Source organism: Aeromonas sp. 62-46, from assembly GCF_001898585.1.
In the GTDB taxonomy this organism is placed as follows: domain Bacteria; phylum Pseudomonadota; class Gammaproteobacteria; order Enterobacterales; family Aeromonadaceae; genus Aeromonas; species Aeromonas caviae.
Genome location: NZ_MKUI01000003.1, coordinates 74,387 through 97,310, shown reverse-complemented (window position 1 = coordinate 97,310; position 22,924 = coordinate 74,387). Strand labels below are relative to the sequence as shown.

At 59.1% G+C, this 22,924-nt stretch carries 21 protein-coding genes; 3 read left to right on the top strand and 18 right to left on the bottom strand.

Features of this window, described 5'->3' with window-relative positions; translation table 11 throughout:
- Nucleotides 1-8 precede the first annotated feature (8 nt).
- The 13 genes from holB to BGO64_RS00525 all read right to left on the bottom strand — a co-directional run bounded on the left by holB (nt 9) and on the right by BGO64_RS00525 (nt 10,443).
- Entirely contained in the window at nt 9-956 is a 948-nt protein-coding gene (gene holB / locus BGO64_RS00585; RefSeq protein WP_286699972.1) for a DNA polymerase III subunit delta', read from the bottom strand.
- Nucleotides 941-1,582, bottom strand: coding sequence for a dTMP kinase (gene tmk / locus BGO64_RS00580; protein WP_042017643.1), 642 nt, complete (start codon nt 1,580-1,582; stop codon nt 941-943). The genes holB and tmk overlap by 16 nt, the downstream gene beginning before the upstream one ends.
- Nucleotides 1,582-2,583: an endolytic transglycosylase MltG gene (gene mltG / locus BGO64_RS00575; protein ID WP_029314535.1), complete on the bottom strand. Its 1,002-nt coding sequence runs from the start codon at nt 2,581-2,583 to the stop codon at nt 1,582-1,584. The genes tmk and mltG overlap by 1 nt, the downstream gene beginning before the upstream one ends.
- Nucleotides 2,573-3,379: an aminodeoxychorismate lyase gene (gene pabC, locus BGO64_RS00570; protein WP_286699971.1), complete on the bottom strand. Its 807-nt coding sequence runs from the start codon at nt 3,377-3,379 to the stop codon at nt 2,573-2,575. The genes mltG and pabC overlap by 11 nt, the downstream gene beginning before the upstream one ends.
- 66 nt (nt 3,380-3,445) lie before the next feature.
- Nucleotides 3,446-4,687, bottom strand: a complete 1,242-nt coding sequence (gene fabF / locus BGO64_RS00565; protein WP_239053586.1) for a beta-ketoacyl-ACP synthase II — start codon at nt 4,685-4,687, stop codon at nt 3,446-3,448.
- Between the two features lie 81 nt (nt 4,688-4,768).
- The gene (gene acpP, locus BGO64_RS00560) at nt 4,769-5,005 is read right to left on the bottom strand and encodes an acyl carrier protein (RefSeq protein ID WP_005300909.1); all 237 of its coding nucleotides are present in this window, start codon (nt 5,003-5,005) and stop codon (nt 4,769-4,771) included.
- Nucleotides 5,006-5,162: 157 nt separating this feature from the next.
- The gene (gene fabG, locus BGO64_RS00555) at nt 5,163-5,897 is read right to left on the bottom strand and encodes a 3-oxoacyl-ACP reductase FabG (RefSeq protein ID WP_286699970.1); all 735 of its coding nucleotides are present in this window, start codon (nt 5,895-5,897) and stop codon (nt 5,163-5,165) included.
- Nucleotides 5,898-5,910: 13 nt separating this feature from the next.
- Nucleotides 5,911-6,846 (bottom strand): ACP S-malonyltransferase, encoded by a 936-nt coding sequence (gene fabD, locus BGO64_RS00550; protein WP_042017641.1) that lies wholly within the window; start codon nt 6,844-6,846, stop codon nt 5,911-5,913.
- 66 nt (nt 6,847-6,912) lie between these two features.
- Nucleotides 6,913-7,872: a beta-ketoacyl-ACP synthase III gene (locus BGO64_RS00545; protein ID WP_010674740.1), complete on the bottom strand. Its 960-nt coding sequence runs from the start codon at nt 7,870-7,872 to the stop codon at nt 6,913-6,915.
- A gap of 6 nt (nt 7,873-7,878) precedes the next feature.
- The gene (plsX, locus tag BGO64_RS00540) at nt 7,879-8,898 is read right to left on the bottom strand and encodes a phosphate acyltransferase PlsX (RefSeq protein WP_202043673.1); all 1,020 of its coding nucleotides are present in this window, start codon (nt 8,896-8,898) and stop codon (nt 7,879-7,881) included.
- A 9-nt stretch (nt 8,899-8,907) separates the two neighbouring features.
- Entirely contained in the window at nt 8,908-9,075 is a 168-nt protein-coding gene (gene rpmF / locus BGO64_RS00535; RefSeq protein WP_005300935.1) for a 50S ribosomal protein L32, read from the bottom strand.
- A gap of 20 nt (nt 9,076-9,095) precedes the next feature.
- Nucleotides 9,096-9,617, bottom strand: coding sequence for a 23S rRNA accumulation protein YceD (gene yceD, locus BGO64_RS00530; RefSeq protein ID WP_029314532.1), 522 nt, complete (start codon nt 9,615-9,617; stop codon nt 9,096-9,098).
- Between the two features lie 196 nt (nt 9,618-9,813).
- Nucleotides 9,814-10,443 (bottom strand): START domain-containing protein, encoded by a 630-nt coding sequence (locus BGO64_RS00525; RefSeq protein WP_406569094.1) that lies wholly within the window; start codon nt 10,441-10,443, stop codon nt 9,814-9,816.
- A gap of 183 nt (nt 10,444-10,626) precedes the next feature.
- Between BGO64_RS00525 and BGO64_RS00520 the strand changes: the two genes are divergently transcribed.
- Nucleotides 10,627-11,208 carry a Maf family protein gene (locus tag BGO64_RS00520; RefSeq protein WP_041215169.1) on the top strand — a complete coding sequence of 194 codons (582 nt, stop codon included), beginning with the start codon at nt 10,627-10,629 and terminating at the stop codon, nt 11,206-11,208.
- Nucleotides 11,209-11,260: 52 nt separating this feature from the next.
- Here BGO64_RS00520 and rluC read toward each other — a convergent pair whose 3' ends face one another.
- Nucleotides 11,261-12,205, bottom strand: a complete 945-nt coding sequence (rluC, locus tag BGO64_RS00515; protein ID WP_201893979.1) for a 23S rRNA pseudouridine(955/2504/2580) synthase RluC — start codon at nt 12,203-12,205, stop codon at nt 11,261-11,263.
- Nucleotides 12,206-12,619: 414 nt separating this feature from the next.
- Here rluC and rne point away from each other — a divergent pair, with 414 nt between their 5' ends.
- Nucleotides 12,620-15,766 (top strand): ribonuclease E, encoded by a 3,147-nt coding sequence (gene rne / locus BGO64_RS00510; protein ID WP_286699969.1) that lies wholly within the window; start codon nt 12,620-12,622, stop codon nt 15,764-15,766.
- A 649-nt stretch (nt 15,767-16,415) separates the two neighbouring features.
- On the opposite strand, the gene BGO64_RS00505 is transcribed toward rne, so the two are convergent.
- The 4 genes from BGO64_RS00505 to apbC form a co-directional block, all read right to left on the bottom strand.
- Nucleotides 16,416-17,888, bottom strand: coding sequence for an inorganic phosphate transporter (locus BGO64_RS00505; protein WP_029314527.1), 1,473 nt, complete (start codon nt 17,886-17,888; stop codon nt 16,416-16,418).
- Nucleotides 17,889-18,209: 321 nt separating this feature from the next.
- A complete protein-coding gene (gene dcd, locus BGO64_RS00500) occupies nt 18,210-18,791 on the bottom strand; it encodes a dCTP deaminase (RefSeq protein WP_010674732.1) in 582 nt (193 codons plus the stop codon).
- Between the two features lie 63 nt (nt 18,792-18,854).
- Nucleotides 18,855-19,499, bottom strand: a complete 645-nt coding sequence (gene udk, locus BGO64_RS00495) for a uridine kinase (RefSeq protein WP_010674731.1) — start codon at nt 19,497-19,499, stop codon at nt 18,855-18,857.
- Nucleotides 19,500-19,607: 108 nt separating this feature from the next.
- Nucleotides 19,608-20,690 (bottom strand): iron-sulfur cluster carrier protein ApbC, encoded by a 1,083-nt coding sequence (gene apbC, locus BGO64_RS00490; RefSeq protein WP_010674730.1) that lies wholly within the window; start codon nt 20,688-20,690, stop codon nt 19,608-19,610.
- Between the two features lie 185 nt (nt 20,691-20,875).
- Between apbC and metG the strand changes: the two genes are divergently transcribed.
- Nucleotides 20,876-22,909, top strand: a complete 2,034-nt coding sequence (gene metG, locus BGO64_RS00485; RefSeq protein ID WP_286699968.1) for a methionine--tRNA ligase — start codon at nt 20,876-20,878, stop codon at nt 22,907-22,909.
- The last annotated feature ends 15 nt before the right edge of the window (nt 22,910-22,924 follow it).

Sequence of the window (22,924 nt, the reverse complement as noted above, 5' to 3'; positions counted from 1 at the left end):
AACCTTGTTTATAACCAGCGATTGAGCCAGTTCATCAAATGGATGGTGGGATTGGAAAGCTGCCCTGGCTGACAAGCCTCTTTCAGCATAACCAGCTGCTGTTCGGCTTCCAGGAGCCGTTCGCTGGAGTGTTTCTCTGCCAGTTGCTGGCTGAGTGATGCAAGATCCGGCATTGCCAGTTGATGATGGCCGCAGCCAGCCTGAAGCTTGAGGGCATCACACAGGAAGAGCTGCAACCAGTGCAGCCGGACCTGAGTATCCTCGGCCAACTGGGCACAGACATTCGCCGCACAGGTGGGGGCCGATGCCAGCGAGACAAATCCGTCGAGCAATGCCCGTCTGGCATCATCTTGCTGTGCTTCGATGTAGCTCAGCACCCGCAGCGGCGCACCCTGGCAGATCCGCACCTGGGCCTGGGTGGCCTGATGGCCCTGCTCGGCGAGCCAGGCAAGGGTCTCCCCCTCAGAGGGGAGCTGGCAGACATGCTTGTGACAACGGCTCAAGATGGTGGGGAGCAGGCGAGATACCCGGGATGCGATGAGCAGCAACAGACTGTCGCCAGCCGGCTCTTCCAGCGTCTTCAGCAAAGCATTGGCGGCAGACTCCGTCATGCGCTCCGCCTCCTGAATGATCACCACCTTGCCGCGACCGAGCTGGGATGTGCTCTGGAGGCGGCTGCAAATCTCCCGGATGGCTTCGACACCTATGGTCTTGCCCTCGGGCCCCAGGGTGCCAAGATCCGGGTGATGCCCCTTCTCAAAAAGCTGGCAGGAGTGGCACTGACCGCAGGGCTCACCTCGTTGTGGATGCTGACACAGGTGCAGTCGCGCCAGTCGCTCTGCAAGCTGCTCCTTGCCAAGCCCGGGATCCCCGAGCAGCAACCAGGCGTGGCCGAGCCGTCCGGCCCGGGCCGTCTCGCTCAGGGCATGCCAATCCGGGATCAGCCAGGGATACATAGCCCCTCGCTTGCCAGATAATGCTCAAGGGCTGCCTCGATGGCGGCTTTGACTTGCGCCGGGGGCAATCCGGCATCGATGACCTGGATGGAATCATCGGCGGCCGCCAACTCGAGGTAACGCTGGCGGGTACGTTCAAAGAAGCCGATCTGCTCCAGCTCAATCCTGTCCAGCTCGCCGCGATGGCGGGCCCGCTGCAGGCCGATGGCAGGATCAATGTCGAGATAAAGGGTCAGATCCGGCTTGAAATCCCCGAGGACCGCCCGTTTGATGGCGCCGATGAGGTTCGCATCGATGCCGCGGCCCCCCCCCTGATAGGCCTGGGAGGAGAGATCATGGCGATCGCCCACTACCCAGATGCCGTCTGCCAGGGCAGGTTTGATCCGGGTCTCCACCAGTTGTACCCGGGAGGCGTACATCAACAGCAGCTCGGCCTCGACGGTCAGGCGCTCGTCGTGTACTTCCTTGACGATGGCCCGCATGCGTTCCGCCAGCGGCGTGCCGCCCGGCTCCCGGGTGCACTCGATCCGCGCCACTCCGTGGGCTTGCAGATAGTCGGTGACATAGCGCACCGCAGAGCTCTTCCCTGCCCCTTCCAATCCTTCAATCACGATAAATTTAGACATTAGGGTTTCTTCAATATGTATTCACGCACCGCCCGATTGTGTTCATCGAGGGTCTTGGAGAAGTAGTGGGCACCGCCCCCCTTGGCAACGAAGTAGAGATAGTCGGTCGATTTGGGGTTGAGCGCCGCCTCGATGGAGGCCTTGCCCGGCATGGCGATGGGCGTCGGAGGCAGACCGTCGATCACATAGGTGTTGTAGGGGTTCACGTCGGTCAAATCGCTGCGGCGAATGTTGCCATCGTACCTCTCCTTCACCCCGTAGATGACGGTAGGGTCGGTTTGCAACTTCATGCCAAGGCGTAGACGGTTGACGAACACAGAGGCAATCTGGGCTCGTTCATCCGGTTGGCCCGTCTCTTTTTCGATGATGGAGGCCATGATGAGCGCCTCATAGGGTGTCTTGTAGGGCAGATTGGCCTGACGCTTCTCCCAGGAAGCCTCCAGGAACGTTTTCATGTCCTGATAGGCGCGGCGCAGGATGGAAAGATCGCTGGCATGAGTGGTATAGGCGTAGGTTTCCGGCAGGAACCACCCCTCCAGCTTGCCATTTTCGATGCCGAGTTCCTGAGCCAGCTCGGTTTCGCTCTGCTCCAGAGTCAGGCGCTCCAGATAGGGGGCGCTGGAAAGTTGCTTCAGCCAATCCTCAAAACGGGACCCTTCGACAAAGGTCAGGCTGAAGTGAAACTCCTTGCCGGAAGCAAAGAGAGAGAGAGTCTCCTTGAGCGGCGCCCCTTCCTTGATTTCATAGGTGCCGGACTTGATGGCCACCAGTTCGGGATGACCGCGCAACCAGAGGCGCACCGCCCAGGGGCTGGTTTCCCCCTCTCCCAGTTCGGCAATCAGGCGCGCCGCATGGGCGCCTTTTTCGACGGTAAAGAGGCGGGTTGGCCCCTTGTTGGTGAGCGTCTCCACCTGTTGCCACTTGTGATACACGTACCCTCCGGCAACGGCGACAGAGAGTGCCGCCCCCGCGAGCAGGGTGTAAAGCCGATTAAACTTCAATGACCAAGCGCTCCTGTAAACGGCGGATCAATACCGGACTGGGATAGTGCATATCCCCGATGCTGGTGACCGGGACAATCCCCATCAGGGTATTGGTCAGCCAGACCTCTTCCGCCTGCCAGAGTGACTCCAATGGAGCCTCAACGACACGCAGTTCAATGCCCATCTGTTTAAGCATCGTCATCACGCGCTTGCGCATGATGCCATCGATCCCGGCGCGGGTGAGATCCGGTGTGAACACCGTCCTGCCGCGACGCCAAAACAGATTGGCGCTGACCCCTTCTACCAGAAATCCCCGGCTGTTCAAGACTATACCTTCGACCCCGCCGCGCGCAGCAAGTTCGCGCTTCAGCATCACTTGTTCGAGGCGCCCCAGCGTCTTGAGACCGGCGAGCATGGGACTGTCCCCAAGATACTGTTGGCATACCAGGGCATTGATGCCGGTTTGCTGCCAATCATGATAATGCTCAGGATAAGGTGCCAAAGAGATGATGCGAGTGGGCGTGTCACAGCCTGCGCCGTCATATCCCCGCCCACCGGCGCCCCGGGTCAGCATTATCTTGACGACAGCCTGTGCCTGCCCAGAAGCCAGCTGCGCCGCCTCGTCGGCAAGCAGGTCCCAGGAGTGCTCGCCAAAACCAAGCCGGGCGTTGGCATGTTGCAGCCGGGCCAGATGGTCCTGCCACCAGAGTACCTTCCCTTCCCTCACCAGCATGGTGGTGAAATGACCATCACCGTATGCCAGTCCACGATCCCTGGCTGACAGTGTTTCTGTGGGTATTCCATTAATCAGCAAGGGGATCCCTCCGATAAAAAAGGCCCGATACTGCCGTATCGGGCCTTATCATTCGCCCAGAGCGAATTATACGCGTTTGAAGATCAGGGAGCCATTGGTGCCGCCAAAACCGAAGGAATTGGAGAGGGCATATTCGAAGCTGCCGACCTTGGCAACATGCGGGACCAGATCCAGGTCGCACTCATCATCCGGGTTGTCCAGGTTGATGGTGGGAGGCACCATCTGGTCACGCAGAGAAAGCACGGTGATGATCGCCTCGATGGCGCCAGCCGCACCCAACAGGTGGCCTGTCATGGACTTGGTGGAGCTGACCATCAGGGCGCTGGCATGGTCACCAAACACCTTCTTCATACCGCGCAGCTCTGCCACATCCCCAAGGGGGGTGGAGGTACCGTGGGCATTGATGTAACCGATCTGCTCGGGTGCAATGCCAGCATCCTTGATGGCGTTCTTCATGGCGCGTGCGCCACCATCGCCGTCCGAGGGAGGGGCCGTCATGTGATAGGCATCCCCGCTCATGCCAAAGCCGACCAGCTCGGCATAGATCTTGGCGCCGCGGGCCTTGGCATGTTCATACTCTTCCAGCACCAGCACGCCGGCACCGTCGCCCAGCACGAAACCGTCGCGATCCTTGTCCCAGGGGCGGCTCGCCTTCTGCGGTTCGTCATTACGGGTGGAGAGCGCCTTGGCAGCGGCAAAGCCGCCCATGCCCATGGGGGTGGAGGCTTTCTCGGCACCACCGGCAACCATCACGTCCGCATCGCCATAGGCGATCATCCGGCCAGCCATGCCGATGGCATGGGTACCCGTGGTGCAGGCGGTAGTCACGGCGATGTTCGGGCCCTGCATGCCTTTCATGATGGAAAGATGACCGGACACCATATTGATGATGGTGGACGGAACGAAGAAAGGGCTCAGCTTGCGGGGGCCGCCATTGATGAGGCTGCTGTGGTTCTGCTCAATCAGACCCAGACCGCCGATACCGGAGCCGATGGCAACGCCTACCCGCTCCGCGTTCTCTTCGTTGATGATCAGGCCGGAATCTTCCAGGGCCTGAACACCCGCCGCCACGCCATACTGGATGAAGAGATCCATCTTGCGGGCTTCTTTGCGGTTGATGCCGAACTCTTCGGGGTCGAAATCCTTGACCAGGCCTGCGAAACGGGTTGCGAACTCGCTTGCATCAAAGTGGTCGATGAGGGAAATGCCGCTCTGCCCGTTGAGCAGGGCTTGCCAGCTGGATTCGGCAGTGTTGCCTACCGGGGAAAGCATCCCCAAGCCGGTCACCACGACTCTGCGTTTTGACACTGAGGTAGTCTCCGAGAGGTGTTTTGAAAGGGGTAAACATAAAAGAAGCGGCCCTTGGGCCGCTTCTTTCAGAACAGGAACTTATTCCTGATTAGCGGTGATGTAGTCGATAGCCGCTTGAACAGTGGTGATCTTCTCGGCTTCTTCATCAGGAATTTCGGTATCGAATTCTTCTTCCAGCGCCATTACCAGTTCAACGGTATCCAAAGAGTCAGCGCCCAGGTCGTCGACGAAGGAGGCAGCGTTCTTCACGTCTTCTTCTTTAACACCCAGTTGTTCGATGATGATTTTCTTTACGCGTTCTTCGATGTTGCTCATGACCTGAATTTTCCTTTAAAAATACGCTATTGCGTCTGGTTGGGGTAGTGTATTCAATTGACGTGAGTTTGCAAGTGACTTGCCGCTGGTCAAACCACGAAATTCGCCAAACTTCGGCGTATTATCGCAAATTTGAACAGAACTCACGACAAATTGATTACACCATGTACATCCCGCCATTAACATGCAGGGTTTCGCCGGTAATATAGGCGGCATCATCCGATGCCAAGAATACCACAGCGGCAGCAATTTCTTTCGGATCGCCCAAACGGGCGGCAGGCACCTGATTCATGATGCCGGCGCGCTGCTCTTCATTGAGCGCCTTGGTCATGTCGGTCTCGATGAAACCGGGAGCAACCGCATTCACCGTGATGCCACGGGATGCCACTTCACGGGCCAGCGACTTGGTAAAGCCAACCAGACCAGCCTTGGCAGCAGCATAGTTGACCTGACCGGCGTTGCCCATGGTGCCGACCACGGAACCGATGCTGATGATGCGACCGTTGCGCTTCTTCATCATGGCACGCAATACCGGCTTGCTCAGACGGTACAGGGAGGTGAGATTGGTGTCGATGATCTCGTTCCACTCGTCATCCTTCATCCGCATCAGCAGGTTGTCGCGGGTGATGCCGGCGTTGTTGATCAGGATGTCGATGTCGCCAAAACGCGCCTTGATGGCGGCGAAGACGGTTTCGATGGATTCCTGACTGGTCACGTTCAGTGCCATGCCGCAGCCTTGCTCACCCAGGTAAGCACTGATCGCTTCGGCACCGCTCTCGCTGGTCGCGGTACCCACGACTTTGGCGCCACGAGCAGCAAACGTCTCCGCAATCGCACGACCAATGCCACGGCTGGCGCCAGTGACCAACACAACCTTATCGATAAAACTCATGACTTGCTCCTGTTTACTTGATCTGGGCCAGCGCCTGCTCGAACGAGGCGGCGTCGTTGGCGTGAATACCTTCCACTCGCGCATCGATACGCTTGGCCAGGCCGGTCAACACCTTGCCCGGGCCCATCTCGATTTCGAGGGTAACACCATCGTTTGCCATGCGCTCTACCGTTTCAGTCCAGCGAACCGGGCTGAACAGCTGACGCACCAGGGCTTGCTTGATGGCGGCAGGATCCTGCTCACAAGAGACGTCGACATTATTGATGACGGCGATGGCAGGAACCTTGATCTCGATCCCATCCAGGGCGGCGGCCAGCTTTTCTGCGGCCGGTTTCATCAGGGCGCAGTGGGAGGGCACGGAGACCGGCAGCGGCAGAGCACGCTTGGCACCTGACTCTTTCATCAGCACGTTGGCACGCTCGACCGCCTCTTTGTGGCCGGCGATGACCACCTGGCCCGGAGAGTTGAAGTTGACCGGAGAGACCACCTGCCCCTGGGCCGCTTTCTCACAGTTGGCAGCGATGCTTTCGTTGTCCAGACCGATGATGGCAGCCATGGCGCCAGTGCCTTCCGGTACGGCTTCCTGCATGGCAAGACCACGCAGCTCGACCAGTTTGACGGCATCGGCAAACGCCAGCGCGCCGCTGCACACCAGGGCGGAGTATTCCCCCAGGCTGTGGCCGGCCATCACGGCGGGGGTTGCCCCCCCCTGTTGCTGCCACAGGCGCCACAGCGCGACGGAGGCGGTCAACAGTGCAGGCTGGGTACGCCAGGTCTTGTTGAGATCCTCAGCCGGGCCTGCCATCACCAGGGCAAACAGGTCATAACCCAGCACCTGGCTCGCCTCGGCGAAGGTCTCTTTAATCACAGCGTGTTGCTCGGCCAGCTCGGCCAGCATGCCGACGCTCTGGGAGCCTTGTCCCGGGAAGGCAATGGCAAATCGGGTCATCATTGATTCCTTTAAGGTAAGACGAATTCGGTAAGCGGGCGCCCGAGGACCGGGCACCGCTCGGTATCAGAGGCGAACCAGCGCAGAGCCCCAGGCAAAACCGCCGCCGAAGGCTTCCAGCAGGACCAGCTGGCCGGGTTTGATGCGACCATCACGCACCCCTTCATCAAAGGCGATGGGCACGGAGGCCGCGGAGGTATTGCCATGACGATCCAGGGTCAGGATCACCTTGTCGAGCCCCATGCCGAGTTTCTTCGCGGTGGCATTGATGATGCGGAAGTTGGCTTGATGGGGCACCAGCCAGTCCAGCTCGCTCGGCTCGACGTTGGCCGCAGCCAGGGTTTCGGTCACGATCTCGCTAAGGCGTGTCACCGCCACCTTGAAGACATCGTTGCCCTTCATGTACATGTAGGCTTCGAGCTCGGCACCCGGCATGCCGCGACGGGGCTGCGGCAGTTTGAGCAGCTCGCCATAACGGCCATCGGCATGCAGATGGGTGGAGAGGATGCCAGGAGTGTCGCTGGCACCGATGACCACGGCCCCTGCCCCATCCCCGAACAGGATGATGGTGCCGCGATCCTCGGGATCGCACATGCGTGACAGCACGTCCGCACCGACAACCAGCACGTGGCGAGCAGCGCCGGATTTGACGAACTGATCGGCGATTGCGAGAGCATATGTAAAGCCGGCACAGGCGGCGGCTACGTCAAACGCCGGGATCCCCGGTACGTCAAGCAGCCCCTGCAGTTCACAGGCAGCAGCTGGGAAGGCATTCTCTGCGCTGGTGGTGGCCAGCACTATCATGTCCAGATCGGCGGCAGTCAGACCTGCCGCATCAAGCGCACGCAAGGCCGCCTGATGAGAAAGGGTCGCGACGGTTTCGTCGGCTCCGGCGATACGGCGTTCACGGATCCCGGTGCGTTCCACGATCCATTCGTCACTGGTTTCAACCATCTGTTCAAGATCGGCGTTGGTACGAACCGAACTCGGCAGATAACTGCCAGTACCCAGAATTTTGCTATGCATAGAGTTTTATAAATCCCTGTCGGAAAAGACAGATTCAAGGCGATCTGCAATTTGCAATGGAAGTTGATGTCTGGCTTCTTGTGCAGCCAGCAGAATCGCATGACACAGAGCGCGGCGCTCGGCCCGCCCATGGCTTTTTACCACAATGCCGCGCAATCCTAACAGACTCGCGCCATTATACTGGTCGGGGTTCAGGTAAGAGAAACGCCGTTTGAACATAAATCCGGCGAGTCGACCAAGAAAACTGCGTTTTTTGCGCGGATATCCGGCCAGTTCGGCCATCATCCGCACCACCCCCTCCGCGGTCTTGAGCGCCACGTTGCCCACGAAACCGTCGCAGACGATCACGTCGCACTCGCCGCTGAAGATCCTGTCACCCTCGATAAAACCGAAAAAATTCAGGGCGGAGCATTGGCGCAGCAACTCGGCGCTGTGGCGCACCAGGTCGTTGCCCTTGATCTCCTCCTCCCCCACGTTGAGCAGTGCCACTCTGGGTGAAGGTATCCCCTCGACCTTCTCTGCAACCACGGCGCCCATCACGGCAAATTGCAGCAAGGTGTCGGCATCACAGCTCACGTTCGCACCCAGATCCAGCATCACGGTCCGTTTTCCACCCAATGTGGGCAGCGCCTTGATAAGGGCTGGCCGGTCAACACCGGGCAAGGATTTGAGCACGCACTTGGCCATGGCCATCAAGGCACCGGTGTTGCCTGCACTGACACAGGCATCGGCAGCGCCGCTCTTGACCAGATCCAGGGTCACGCGCATGGAGGAGTCTTTCAGGGTACGCAGCGCCACGATAGGTTTTTCGCCCATGCCCACGACCTGGGAGGCATGCACGAGACGAACGCGAGGGTGATTGAGCAGGCCATATTGCTGCAGAAGAGGGGCAGTCTGGTGTTGATCACCGACCAGAACAAGTTTTAGCTGGGGTAGAAGAGACAGTGCCTGCACGGCGGCAGGCACTGTTTCCGAGGGGCCGATATCTCCCCCCATTATGTCTAGCGCGACAGTTTGCGTAGACAAAGGCAATCCTTAAGCGATTACCTTTTTACCGCGGTAGAAACCATCGGCAGTCACGTGGTGACGACGATGAATTTCGCCACTGGTCTGATCAACAGTCAGGGCAGCGGTGGTCAGCGCATCGTGGGAACGACGCATGCCACGCTTGGCGCGGGTTTTACGGTTCTGTTGTACGGCCATGGTAGGCTAACTCCTAAAATTCACTTACGTTTGAGCGCTTCAAGAACTGCAAAGGGATTCGGCCGCTCATCAGCAGGTTCGATTTCACCCCAGGTCATCTCCATGTTTCCTCTGGGACACACATCCACCGGATGCATGGCTACCTGAGGCAACGAGAGGATGAGTTCATCCTCCAGGATTTGATGAAGATCTATCTCGCCGTTTTCGTCCAACTCAATGGGCTCATAAGCTTCCGGCAGTTCTTCCTCGTTTGTTCTTTCGAACAGCGGAGTGTAAATAAAACTAGCTTCACAAAGGTGTTCAAACGTCTCACCACAACGCTGGCAAACCAGGTCGACCTTGGCATGGGCAGTGCCTTTCATAACGGTCAACTTCTGGACATCTTTGCCAAAGTGCAGTGTGACATCCACATCACTTCGCAAGCCTTCGGTTGATTCCTCCAGCCTGGGCATCTGCGACTTTTCCACTATCCCGACATAATCGAGTAGCTTCAAGGCATTACGGACTGGATCAACCTTAACGGGCAACTTCACCTTTTGCATAGGGCGCGAATATTATAGGTCCAACAAGGGATAGTCAAAGGAAAAAGTCCTTACCGCCGATGATTTTACCTTCACAGGCCCCTGCAAGAGGAACTTGTGCTCATCGGTGGCCGATTATGCCATATCGTGCAGGATCTGGCACAGGATCCTGTTCCCCTCCCCTGTCTGTCCACCGGATGTGCTCCTTGGTGTCTCATCAGGTGGCAGAACAGCGCGGGTCGCTCCCCAGCAGGCCTGGTGTCGCAGCCACACTGGGCTCGGCTTCCATCAGTCGGCGTATGGCTTTGAAACTGCCCACGGCAGCCTTGATGGCAATGGGATTGACCAGCCAGCCCGGCAAGTTGTTGCCCGGATTGGTATAGGTTTCGAGCCGAACGAGTGTGCTGCCATCCCGTTGGGGTAGCGCCTCCCACCGTCCGGCGCTTTCCTGGATCCGGAACAGCCCTGCATGCAATGGCAGGGCATTCGGCTCTGCCCACACCTCGAGAGTCAGGCTGCAATCAATGCGTCGACTCAGATGAGAGCGGGTGATGAGCTCCCTGTCTTGCACCGGCCAGGGAGATGCCAGGCGGGTATAGACCAGATCATCGTCGGGACCCGATCTGGCCAGCACCCTGACTTCACGGCTCTGGGGCAACCACTCTTTATGGCGCGCCGTGTTCCGCAGCACCGTGATCAGCGCGCCAGGATCGGCATTCACCCGCATCTCCAGACGTAAGGCCTGAAAAGAGGTCGGAGGATGTGGCTGGGTCCAAAGCATCACCCCCTCATCCCCCTGGCGAAGTTGCCATGTCCCTGCCCAGCTGGCGAAGGAGATCAGTGCCATGACCAAGGCCGCATATCGTGTCATCACGCTCAATTCCGATCTCTTGTGTTTGTGCTGTGGTTCCATCAGCATGCATGCTTCCCGCTAATTAGGCGAGTCCCGCTGTAGACATCTCCTGTTTGCGTGGCCCCATCTGCACAGATAGAATCAACCAATTGATTTATAAATGGATATCATCAAAACATGCAGCCTTCCTTGATCCTCGCGTCCACCTCGTCCTACCGCAAGACCTTGCTGGAAAAACTCGGTCAGCCATTTCACTGTGCTGCGCCTCAAGTCGATGAGACGGCGCGACACGGGGAGACCGCAGAAGCTCTGGTCAGCAGATTGGCGTTTGCCAAGGCGAATGCCGTTGCCGCTGACCGTGATCAAGGATTGATCATCGGTTCAGATCAGGTGTGCGTCTGTGACGGGCAGATCCTCGGCAAACCCGGCACGGTGGAGAAGGCGGTCGAGCAGTTGCTGCGGGCACAAGGCAAGCGCGTCATCTTTTACACCGGGCTCTGTGTGATCAATGCTGCGAATGGCCATGCCGAGCAGCTCGTCGAGCCTTTCACCGTGCATTTTCGCTCGCTCGACGAAGCCGCCATCCGTCGCTATGTGGAGGCCGAACGTCCTCTGGATTGTGCCGGCAGCTTCAAGTGCGAGGGAATGGGCATCGTCTTGTTCAAGGCGCTGGAGGGGCGCGATCCCAACGCCCTTGTCGGTCTTCCCCTGATAGGCTTGGTTGATCTCCTGGGTCGCCACGGCCTGGCTCTGCCATAACAAGAACTCTGCCATGAAAAACGGGAGCCTTGGCTCCCGTTTTTCATGGCTGTCAGCGTGGCAGCTTGGCGAGGAACGCCTCAAGCTCCGGTGACAATGGCGCTTCCACCTGCATCTCCCGGTCGTCCACCGGATGAGTAAAGGTGAGCTTCCAGGCGTGCAGGAACAGACGCTTTAGCCCCTGCCCCCGCATTTTTTCATCAAACCCGGCCTCACCATATTTGTCATCGCAGGCGATGGGATGGCCGGCGTGCTGGGTGTGGACACGGATCTGGTGGGTACGGCCAGTGATGGGGCTGCACTCGACCAGGGTGGCTTCGGCAAATTGACGGGCAATCCGGAACCGGGTCTCGGAGGGTTTGCCATCGCTGCTGACCCGCACCACCCGCTCGCCGGATTGCAGATCATTTTTGCGAAGTGGCGCATTGACCACCTTGACGTGGGGTTGCCACTGGCCGCGCACCAGCGCCAGATACTGCTTGCGCATGGTCTTGACCCGCAGCTGCTCGTGCAGGCTGCGCAGGGCACTGCGCTTCTTGGCAACCAGCAGCACGCCGGAGGTGTCGCGATCCAGCCGGTGCACCAGTTCGAGGAAACGGGCTTCGGGGCGCAGGGCACGCAGCCCTTCGATGACGCCAAAACTGAGGCCGCTGCCGCCGTGCACTGCCATGCCGGACGGCTTGTTTAGCACTATCATGGCGTCGTCTTCAAACAGGATCTGGCTCTCCAGACGCTGGATGCTGCCGAGGTTGGCAGAAGGCAACTCATTCTTCTCGGCCACACGCACGGGGGGCACCCGCACCTCGTCACCGGCACAAAGCTTGTATTCCGGTTTGATGCGCTTCTTGTTGACCCGTACCTCCCCTTTTCGAAGGATGCGATAAATCAGGCTCTTGGGGACGCCCTTTAACTGAGTCTTGAGAAAATTGTCGATGCGCTGCCCGTCATGCTCAGCTTCGATGGTGAGCAGCTGCACTTGTTGATGTATCTGTGTCATGGCGCGGATTTTAACACCGCCGACAGCCCTTGGCTCCATGCTTTGTTAAAAAATGGCGTCTTGCTATAAAAGTGGTTTAAATGGGATAATAAACAAGGTTTTGTCATTGTGTTCAAGCCTTGTACTAAGTGGCCAAAATGTATGCCACCCAATCCCGAAACACCGTGTATACAAGAACATGACGGTTCCCGGGTGCGAGGTACAACGCATGGAGAACACAAACAGAGCCGACGTAAATTGTCTCCACATCGGTATCCTTAATTCACGCCCTCTCGAGAAGGCTGAACCAGAGTGCCCTTAGTTTGCGCCTCATGCATACCCCAACCGGGAGGTTGCCCCAGCATGCTGAAGACCCGAGGCCGGCGCCGGCAGGACCCAGTGGAGGAATCAAAATGACAAAATAATGAGAACTCAATGAAAAGAATGCTAATCAACGCGACTCAGGAAGAGGAGTTGCGCGTAGCGCTGGTTGACGGACAACAGCTCTACGATTTGGATATTGAAAGTCCGGGACACGAGCAGAAAAAAGCGAACATTTACAAGGGCAAAATCACCCGAGTAGAACCCAGTCTCGAAGCTGCTTTTGTTGACTATGGCGCCGAACGCCACGGTTTCCTACCGTTAAAGGAAATCGCCCGCAATTACTTCCCCTCCGGTTACTCCTATCAGGGTCGTCCCAACATCAAAGAAGTGGTCCGCGAAGGCCAGGAAGTGATTGTCCAGATCGACAAGGAAGAGCGTGGTACCAAGGGTGCCGCCCTCACCACCTTCATCAGTCTGGCTGGCAGCTACCTGGTGCTGATGCCGAACAACCCCCGTGCCGGCGGCATCTCCCGTCGCATCGAGGGTGACGAGCGGACCGAGCTGAAGGAAGCCCTGAGCGGACTGACCGTACCGGACGGCATGGGCCTCATCGTGCGCACCGCCGGTGTGGGCAAGTCCCCGGAAGAGCTGGAGTGGGATCTGAACGTTCTGCTCAATCACTGGGACTCCATCCACAAGGCGTCACAACAACGTTCCGCTCCGGTGCTCATTCACCAGGAGAGCAACGTCATCGTGCGCGCCATCCGTGACTATCTGCGTCGCGATGTGGGCGAGATCCTGATCGATAATCCGGTCATCTTCGAGCGCGCCAAGTCACATATCGAGCTGGTCCGCCCCGATTTCCTCAATCGCGTGAAGCTGTACAAGGGTGATGTCGCCCTGTTCAACCACTTCCAGATCGAGAGCCAGATCGAATCGGCCTTCCAGCGCGAAGTGCGCCTGCCCTCCGGCGGCAGCATCGTCATCGACCCGACCGAAGCACTGACCTCCATCGATATCAACTCCTCCCGCGCCACCAAGGGCGGCGATATCGAAGAGACCGCCCTGCAGACCAACCTGGAAGCGGCCGACGAGATTGCCCGTCAATTGCGCCTGCGTGACCTGGGTGGCCTGATTGTCATCGACTTCATCGACATGACCCCGGTTCGCCATCAGCGCGAAGTGGAAAACCGTCTGCGTGAAGCGGTGCATCAGGATCGTGCCCGCATCCAGCTGGGCCGTATCTCCCGTTTCGGTCTGCTGGAGATGTCTCGCCAGCGTCTGCGTCCCTCCCTCAACGAGTCCAGCAGCCATATCTGCCCCCGTTGCCAGGGTCAGGGGGTCATCCGTGACAATGAATCCCTCGCCCTGTCCATCCTGCGTCTCATCGAAGAAGAGGCCATGAAGGACAACACCGAGCAGGTTCATGCCCAGGTGCCGGTCGATGTGGCCGCCTATCTGCTCAACGAGAAGCGTACCTCCATCGCCAATCTGGAACAGCGCAATGATGTGCGTGTCTACATCATTCCGAACCAGCATCTGGAAACGCCGCACTACGAAGTGACCCGCATCCGTCAGAACGAGATCCCGGAAGCGGCCAGCTACGAGCTCAAAACCGAGATTGCCAAGCCGGTCTATCAGCCGCGCCAGGCTCAGGTAGTCGAGCGCGAACAGCCGCTGCTGCAAGGGTTTGCCCCGGCTCCCCAGCCTGTTGCGCCCACCGCCCCGGCTCCTCTTGCGACTCCCGCTCCGGTTGCAGAACAAGTCGGCTTCTTTGGCAAGCTGGCCAAGGCCTTCTCCGGCCTGTTCGGTGCCTCCTCCGATGCGGCTCCGGCCGAGGTGAAGGCGCCTGCCGACAAACCGGCCGCCCAGCGCGAAGCTCGCAAGGATGACGGGCACCGTCACCAGCGCGATGAATCCCGCAGCCGTGGTCAACGTGGCCGTCGCGATGACAACCGCGGCAGTCGCAATGCCGAGGCCGGCGAGAAGCGTGAAGGCGCAGCCAGCCGCGAGAGCAGTGATCGCAATCGTCGCCCGCGCAAAGAGCGTGAGCCTCGTCAAGAGCGGGAACCGCGCCAGGAACGGGAACCCCGTGGCGAAGTGCGCACCGAACAGCGCATGGAGCGTGAGCCTCGCGAACCCCGCCAGGAGCGCGAACCTCGTGCCCCGCGTCCGGCTCGTGAACCTCGCGCGCCCCGCGAACCCCGTGCAGAGGTGAGCGTCGAGGCGGTTGATACCGTTGATACTGCTGTCGCCAGCGCTGAACCGCGTCAGGAAAAAGAGCAGAAAGTGGCCGAGCGCCGCGAACGTCGCCAACTGCGCAAGCAGATCCGTGTCGATGTCGCCGCGACCGACACCCCTGCCCTGCCGATTGACGAGCAAATCACCGATGTCGCCGACGTGCAAGCCGCCTCTGCTGAGCAACAAGAAGAGCAAGGCGAAGGTCAGCGTCGTTCCCGCCGTCCCCCCCGCAATCAGCGCATCGAAGGGCAACGTCGCAAGCGCATCAACGAAGAGGCTCGTGGCCAGCGTGAAGACGAAGCACAAGGCGAAGTGCAGCTGACTACTGCGGCCCAGGCCGATGCGGCTCAGGTGAAGGTGGAAGAACCGGCTGTGCCTGTCATCACCATTCCGAGCGCAGAAGCGGTTGCAGCAGCCCTGCAGGCCTCCGCCGCACTGACCGAACACGTGGTGGCTGAAGCCGTTGCTGAGGAAGCGGCAGAGCAAGCACTGGCAGCCCAGGCTGTGGACGCGCCCTCCACTGACGAAGTGGAGCAGGCTGCGCAAGCAGACGCTGAACCCGTCGCCGAAGTGGCAGTTGTCAAACCCGAGATGGTCGAACCTATCGTCGACACCGCCTCTCATGACGAACCTGTAGCCGTGATCGACGCTGTCGAGCAGACCCAGCAAGTGGAGGCCATCCCAGAAGAGGTTGCACCGGTTGCTGAAGCGGCACCTGTCGTGATCGCTGAGGAGACGGGCACCGCCGAGGCGGAGGTCGTCGAGATGCCGGCTGCCGTGGTGCAAACCGAGCCAGCAACCAGCCCCGAAGTGAAGGTCAGCAAGGGTGCCGGTGTATTGGCCCGTGCCCGCAAGGCTTATGCCCCCATGGCAACGCCGGCTGCGGCTCCTGCCCCGACACCCCGTGAACCCGTGGAGTACGCTCCCCTGGTACGCAGCGAAGTCGTGACCTCCGGTCGCCACGGTGGCAGCACCGCTGCCAGCAACGTGGCAACCAGCCCGGCCGGTCGCCCCTGAGCAGACTCGTTAGTCTGAATAAAGAGCCACACATTGTGTGGCTCTTTTTTTATCTCTTTTTTGGGCTGACATCGCCTTGCTCTCCCCCCTGCCCGTTCTTCGATATCCGCCGCTTTCCCGATGTTCAGCGACCACACACAGTCCAAACAAGACGTGAATAACACACCAGACAGAGAATTCATCTCTGTCAACGCACCACGACATGCTCTGCTTGTGGATAGGTCAATGCATTGACGGCATATGATGCCTTTGGCAAACAGTCTGACAGCCCCTTTGACTGCTCTGTCGGTGTGTTCGTGGTAGCTGAGACAGCCCAGGTTGAACAGGAATGCCAGACATAGGGCAACCTGTGGCGCTCTTCACTCTCATCATTTCTGGTGAGGAACATAGGCACGTTGCACACCCCTTCAGCTTCACGTGCAAGCGTCAGTTCGTCACAAGGTAGCTCCCGGGTATGCGGTCCTCACTGTGTACAACAGAGTGGTTGAGGCATGCAGAGTAAGAAACGATGTAATAGATACTGTTGCTCAACTTCTTGTCTGATGGCATACAGCTATTACTCATCGAACTATTGCCGTATGACGTGACATTCACCAGGCAACAAAAAAGGGCCCGAAGGCCCTTGTTTCATTTCCAATGACTGTCGCGCTTACCCGCCAAAGAGATGGTTGTTCAGCAGGAACAGGCCTCCGGAGAGCAGCATGGTGAGCGGCAATGTCAGCACCCAGGCCAGCAGAATGGTCTTGATGGTCTGGCTCTGCAGGCCGGACTTGTTGGCCACCATGGTCCCCGCCACCGCAGAGGAGAGAATGTGGGTGGTGGACACCGGCATCCCGGTCAGACTCGCAATCCCGATGGACGCGGCGGCCGTGATCTGGGCTGCAATGCCCTGGCTGTAGGTCATGCCGGAGGAACCGATCTTCTCCCCTACCGTGTAGACGATACGACGCCAGCCCACCATGGTACCGCAACCGAGCGCCAGGGCGATGGACACGATGACCCAGGTCGGCGCATATTCGGCCGTTGCGGTCAGATCCTTGCGCCATTTGGCGAGATCGGTCAGCTCCTTGGCCGGCAGTGGCAACTTGGAGACCTTGCGGGCAGTGTCGTCGATGCACAGCAGCAGGCGACGCACTTCGCGGCGATCCACCAGATTCATCTCCTCGTAGGTGCGCACCTGGCCCAGACGCTTGTCGAGGGTCGCCATGGCCTGCAGGGCCTCCCCTGCCGCACAGTGGCTCATCAGCTCCTCCTGGGCTTTGGCAGGGACACTGAAGTTCACCAGATGGGAGACCTGATCCTGGTTACGCTGGTAGATCTCCATGATGCGCTGGTTGGCATCCTGGGTTCTGTCCAGATCATAGGAGCGGCTGTTCATGTCCAGCGCAAAATAGGCAGGCGCCATGCAGATCAGCACCAGCATCACCAGACCGATGCCTTTCTGGCCATCGTTGGAGCCGTGCACGAAGCTCACCCCCATTGCGGAACAAATCAGAGTGACACGGGCCCAGAACGGTGGATGCTTCTTGCCGTCCACCAGCAGGCGCTCTTCCGGGGTCTTGTGGATCTTGCTGCCAAGCCATACGCGCTTCATGGCGAACAGCAGCAGGGCGGCAATGATGAAGCCCACGGTGGGAGAGATGATGAGAGAGAGCATGATGTCGATGGCTTTGCCGACGTTGATACCCTCTTTCAGGGGTTGATGGCTGATCAGGGCATAGGCGCCGCCTACCCCCAGGATGGAACCGATCAGGGTGTGGGAGCTGGATGCCGGAATGCCGAAGTACCAGGTTCCCAGGTTCCAGACGATGGCCGAGAACAGCAGGGAGAACACCATGATCAGACCCTGGGTAGAGTCCATGCCAAGCAGCAGATCGATGGGCAGCAGGTGAACGATGGCATAGGCCACCCCCAACCCACCCAGCATGACACCGGCGAAATTGAACAGACCGGAAGCCACCACCGCCATATGAGCCGGCATCGCCTTGGTATAGATAACCGTTGCTACCGCGTTGGCGGTATCGTGAAAGCCGTTGATGAATTCATAGGCCAGCACAAAAAAAACGGCCAATACCAAACCGATTGACCACCACAAACCCAAACCACTAAACATTTCAAACATAAAAACGAACCTGTTTATGAGTTGCGGCGGATTATGCCAGAAGGCTCGATGCGCCATACCCGTTGTTGAAATATTTCAGCAAAAAAAAAAAAGGGCATTCCGTCAGAAAATGTCTTAGGGCCTGTAGGAACGGGGCTTGTCGAGGATTAATTTAAGTCCATTCCATTGCTGTGGATAGGCGCCAATCAAAGCCTGAGCATGGCTCGATGTCCCGAAAAAGGCAGCCTTTCAACCCGCTCGGCACGCCCGTTTCCTTTTGTCAGATAAAAAAAGAGGGTGCCTTGGCACCCACCTCGATAGACAAGCCGCACAATGCGGGGATCAATCCTGGTTGATCCGGCTGGCCACAGCCCCTTGCTGGCTCTTGTATTTGGCATTTTCCCGTTTGTTGTACGGGCGAGCCGCGGTACCTGACAGCATCTCGAAGTTCAGGGCACCGATCTTCATCTTGGGACGCAGGGCCAGAGGCAACTTGCCGCCGTTGTAAAACTCCAGCACGATGCGACCGGACCAGCCCGGATCGATGCGGTGGGCGGTGACGTGCACCATGAGGCCCAGGCGCGCCAGGGAGGAGCGACCATCCAGCCAGCCGACGATATCGGCGGGCAAGGTAACCGATTCATAGGTCACCGCCAGCGCCAGCTGACCCGGGTGCAGATAGAAGGCTTCACCGTCCGGCACGTGGATCTCCTCGCTCATCACCCGCTCGATGGCATCGGCCATCTCGGCACTGGTACCGCCAAGGTCGATGTAAGGCGCGGTATGATCGCGAAACACCCGAAACTCGTTGCCCAGCAGCACATCGACGCTGACGCCGCTGATCCGCTCAACACCGGGCCGCGGCTCGATGACGATCTTGCCTTCATCCAGGTGCCGTTCGATATCGGTATCACAAAGACGCATTCTGCGACTCTCCTGACAAAAGATTCATTAAAAAAAGCCGGGCATCACCCGGCTTGTTTTCTCTCAACCAATCAACATATGGCGGATACGCGCCTTGAGCATGTCGATGGCGATGCGGTTCTTGCCGCCACGGGGCACGATCACGTCGGCATACTGCTTGGACGGGTCGATGAACTGCATGAACATGGGACGCACAGTCTTCTGATACTGCTTGAGCACGGAGTCCATGGTACGACCGCGCTCCTGCACATCGCGCACCAGACGGCGCAGCAAACAGATGTCGAGCGGGGTATCCATGAAGATGGAGGCATCCATCAATTCGCGCAGGCGGCTGTCGGTCAACAGCAGTATCCCTTCGAGGATGATGACACGGCGCGGTGCAAAGGTGGTGACCTCGGTCATGCGCGTGTGCTCGGTATAGGAGTACTGGGGGATGTTGACCGCCTCCCCTTGCGTCAGCTGGGTCAGATGCTGCACCAGCAGATCGTGATCCAGGGCATTGGGGTGGTCATAGTTGGTCTTGACCCGCTCTTCCATGGTCAGGTGGGTCTGATCACGGTAGTAGCAATCCTCGGTGATCACACCAATCTGACCCGCTCCCAGCTCGGCCACCAGCTCTTCATAGATGGTTTGGGCGATAAGACTCTTGCCGGACGCGGATGCACCAGCAATACCGATGATCACGCAGGAATGTTGAGTATCAGACATTGAAAATACCTAAAGAGAAGAGCACTGGGGATTGTTTAAACCGATCCATTATATGAAAAAGGGGTGGCCATGCCCACCCCAAATCCGTCCCCCTTGGCCGAACGCCGATTATTCGTCCAGCGCCACAGTGTAGAGCGGGGTCGCAATCGGTTTTGCGCTGAAATAGAGCTCGGCCCCTACCCGGCGAGCCAGTTTCAGGTAAGTCTGTGACAGCTCGCCATCCGGCGCACCGAACACGGTGGGGCAGCCGTCATCCATGTGCTGGCGAATGTCAATATGCAGCGGCAACTGACCAAGCAGCGCCACGTGATACTGCTCCGCCATCTTCTGGCCACCGCCGGTACCGAACAACGGCTCGTGATGCCCGCAGGCGCTGCAGACGTGGTAACTCATGTTCTCGACGATGCCAAGCACAGGCACATTGACCTTGTTGAACATGGCAATCCCCTTGCGGGCATCTGCCAGCGCCACATCCTGGGGAGTCGTGACGATCACCGCCGCCGTGGTGGGCACCTGCTGGGCCAGCGTCAGCTGGATATCGCCGGTGCCCGGGGGCATGTCCACCACCAGGTAGTCCACCTCGCCCCAGCGGGTCTCGTGAAGGATCTGCCCGAGTGCCTTGCTCGCCATGGGACCGCGCCAGATGGTGGCATCCTGCTCGGCCACCAGATAACCGATGCTGTTGCTCTTGATGCCGCAGGCCATCACCGGCTCCATCAACTTGCCATCAAAGCTGACAGGGCGCTCCTTGAGGGTCCCCGTCATGGTCGGGATGGAGGGGCCATAGATGTCCGCATCCAGCAGGGCGACCCGCGCCCCCTCTTTTTGCAGCGCCAACGCCAGGTTGACCGCGGTAGTGGACTTGCCCACCCCTCCCTTGCCGGAGGCAACCACCAGGATATTGCGGATCCCCTGCACCGCCGCCAGTTGCTGCGCGCGAGGCATGCTGGCCACGTCTATCTCCCCCGTCCAGTCGATGCGGGTCGCACCGGTTGCGCTGCGCAGCCGCGCATCGAACTCCTCTTTGATCTGTTCAAACAGGGACTGGCCGGCAAAGGGCAGCACCAGCGTGATGGCCAGGGTCTGTTCGTGCCGCTCGACGGTACGCACAAAACCGGCCGCGACCAGATCCTTGCCCCATCCTGCCGGCTTAAATTCGGCCAGGATCTGTTTTACTGAATCAATCACCATTAACTCCCCATTATGTTGTCGTTATGCTGAGGTGAACGGTTACCGCACATAAATCAGTGGCTTGCCGACGTCATCGTGATGCCGCCAGTCAGGGCACCGGGGGCCACAACCCTAGGCAGGCCGCCCCCAATTCGGGTAACATGCACGGCACTGTATCATCCCAACAGGCACATAAAGAACGTATTATGGCAACTGATCCTCGTAGAATGCTGGTAACCTGCGCCCTCCCCTATGCCAACGGCTCCATCCATCTCGGCCACATGCTGGAACACATCCAGGCCGATATCTGGGTTCGTTATCAGCGAATGCGTGGCCATCAGGTGCATTTCGTCTGTGCCGACGATGCCCACGGTACGCCCATCATGCTCAAGGCTCAGCTGATGGGGATCTCGCCGGAAGAGATGATTGCCGCCGTCTCCCAGGAGCACCAGGGGGATTTTGCCGGTTTCAACATCAGCTTCGACAACTACCACTCCACCCACAGTGACGAGAACCGCGAGCTGGCGGGCGTGATCTATGGCCGCCTCAAAGAGTCAGGCAAAATCAAGATCCGCACTATCTCCCAACTGTTCGATCCGGAAAAATCCATGTTCCTGCCGGATCGCTTCGTCAAGGGCACCTGCCCCAAGTGCAAGTCCCCCGATCAGTACGGTGACAACTGCGACGCGTGCGGCGCCACCTACAGCCCGACCGAGCTGATTGATCCGAAATCCGCCGTCTCCGGTGCGACCCCGGTGATGAAGGACTCCGAGCACTACTTCTTCGACCTGCCCCAGTTCGAAGCCTGGCTCGCCGACTGGGTACGCGGCTCCGGCGCCATCCAGGAAGAGATGGCCAACAAGATGCAAGAGTGGTTCGAAAGCGGCCTGCAGCAGTGGGACATCACCCGTGACGCCCCCTACTTCGGCTTCGAAATTCCCGGTGCCCCCGGCAAGTACTTCTATGTCTGGCTGGACGCCCCCATCGGCTACATGGCGTCGTTCAAGAACCTGTGCAACAAGCGCGGCGACATCGACTTCGACAGCTACTGGAAAGCGGACTCCGACGCCGAGCTCTATCACTTCATCGGCAAGGACATCGCCTACTTCCACTGCCTGTTCTGGCCGGCCATGCTGGAAGGCGCGAACTTCCGCAAGCCGACCAAGGTCAACGTGCACGGCTATGTGACCGTCAACGGCGCCAAGATGTCCAAGTCCAAGGGCACCTTCATCAAGGCGTCCACCTATCTCAAGCACCTGGATCCGGAGTGCCTGCGTTACTACTACGCCGCCAAGCTCAACAGCCGCATCGACGATCTGGACTTGAACCTCGAAGACTTCGTCTCCCGCGTCAACGCCGATGTGGTCAACAAGCTGGTCAACCTGGCCTCTCGCAACGCCGGCTTTATCGCCAAGCGTTTTGACGGCAAGCTGGCCGCCACCTGCGCCGAGCCCGCACTCTACGCCGAGTTTGCCAACGCCAGCGCCAGCATCGCCGAAGCCTATGAAGCGCGCGAATTCAGTCGCGCCATCCGCGAGATCATGGCCCTGGCCGACAAGGCCAACCGCTATGTGGACGACAAGGCTCCCTGGGTCATCGCCAAGCAGGAAGGGGCGAATGCCGAGCTGCAAGCCGTCTGCTCCGTCGGCATCAACCTGTTCCGCGTGCTGATGGCCTACTTGAAGCCCGTCATGCCGCAACTGGCCGAGCGCGCCGAAGCCTTCCTCGGCGAGACCCTGACCTGGGACGGCATCGCCGCCCCTCTGGTCGACCACGGCGTCGCTCCCTTCAAGGCGCTCTTCTCCCGCATCGAGTCCGCCAAGGTGGATGCCATGGTGGAAGCGTCCAAGGAAGATCTCGCCAAGGAGCAGAGCAAGAAACCGGCAGGCCCCCTGGTGGACGATCCCATCAGCGAGACCATCACCTACGACGACTTTGCCAAGATTGACCTGCGGGTGGCGCTGATCAAAAAGGCCGAAGCGGTGCCGGAAGCCGAGAAGCTGCTGAAGTTGCAGCTGGACATCGGCGGCGAAACCCGTCAGGTGTTTGCCGGTATCAAGTCTGCCTACAACCCGGAAGATCTGGAAGGCAAGCTGACCGTGATGGTGGCCAACCTGGCCCCGCGCAAGATGCGCTTTGGCATGTCCGAAGGCATGGTGCTGGCGGCAGGTCCGGGCGGCAAGGATCTCTGGATCCTCGAGCCCCAGGAAGGTGCCCAGCCGGGCATGCGCGTGAAGTAATACGCCCCTTCCCGG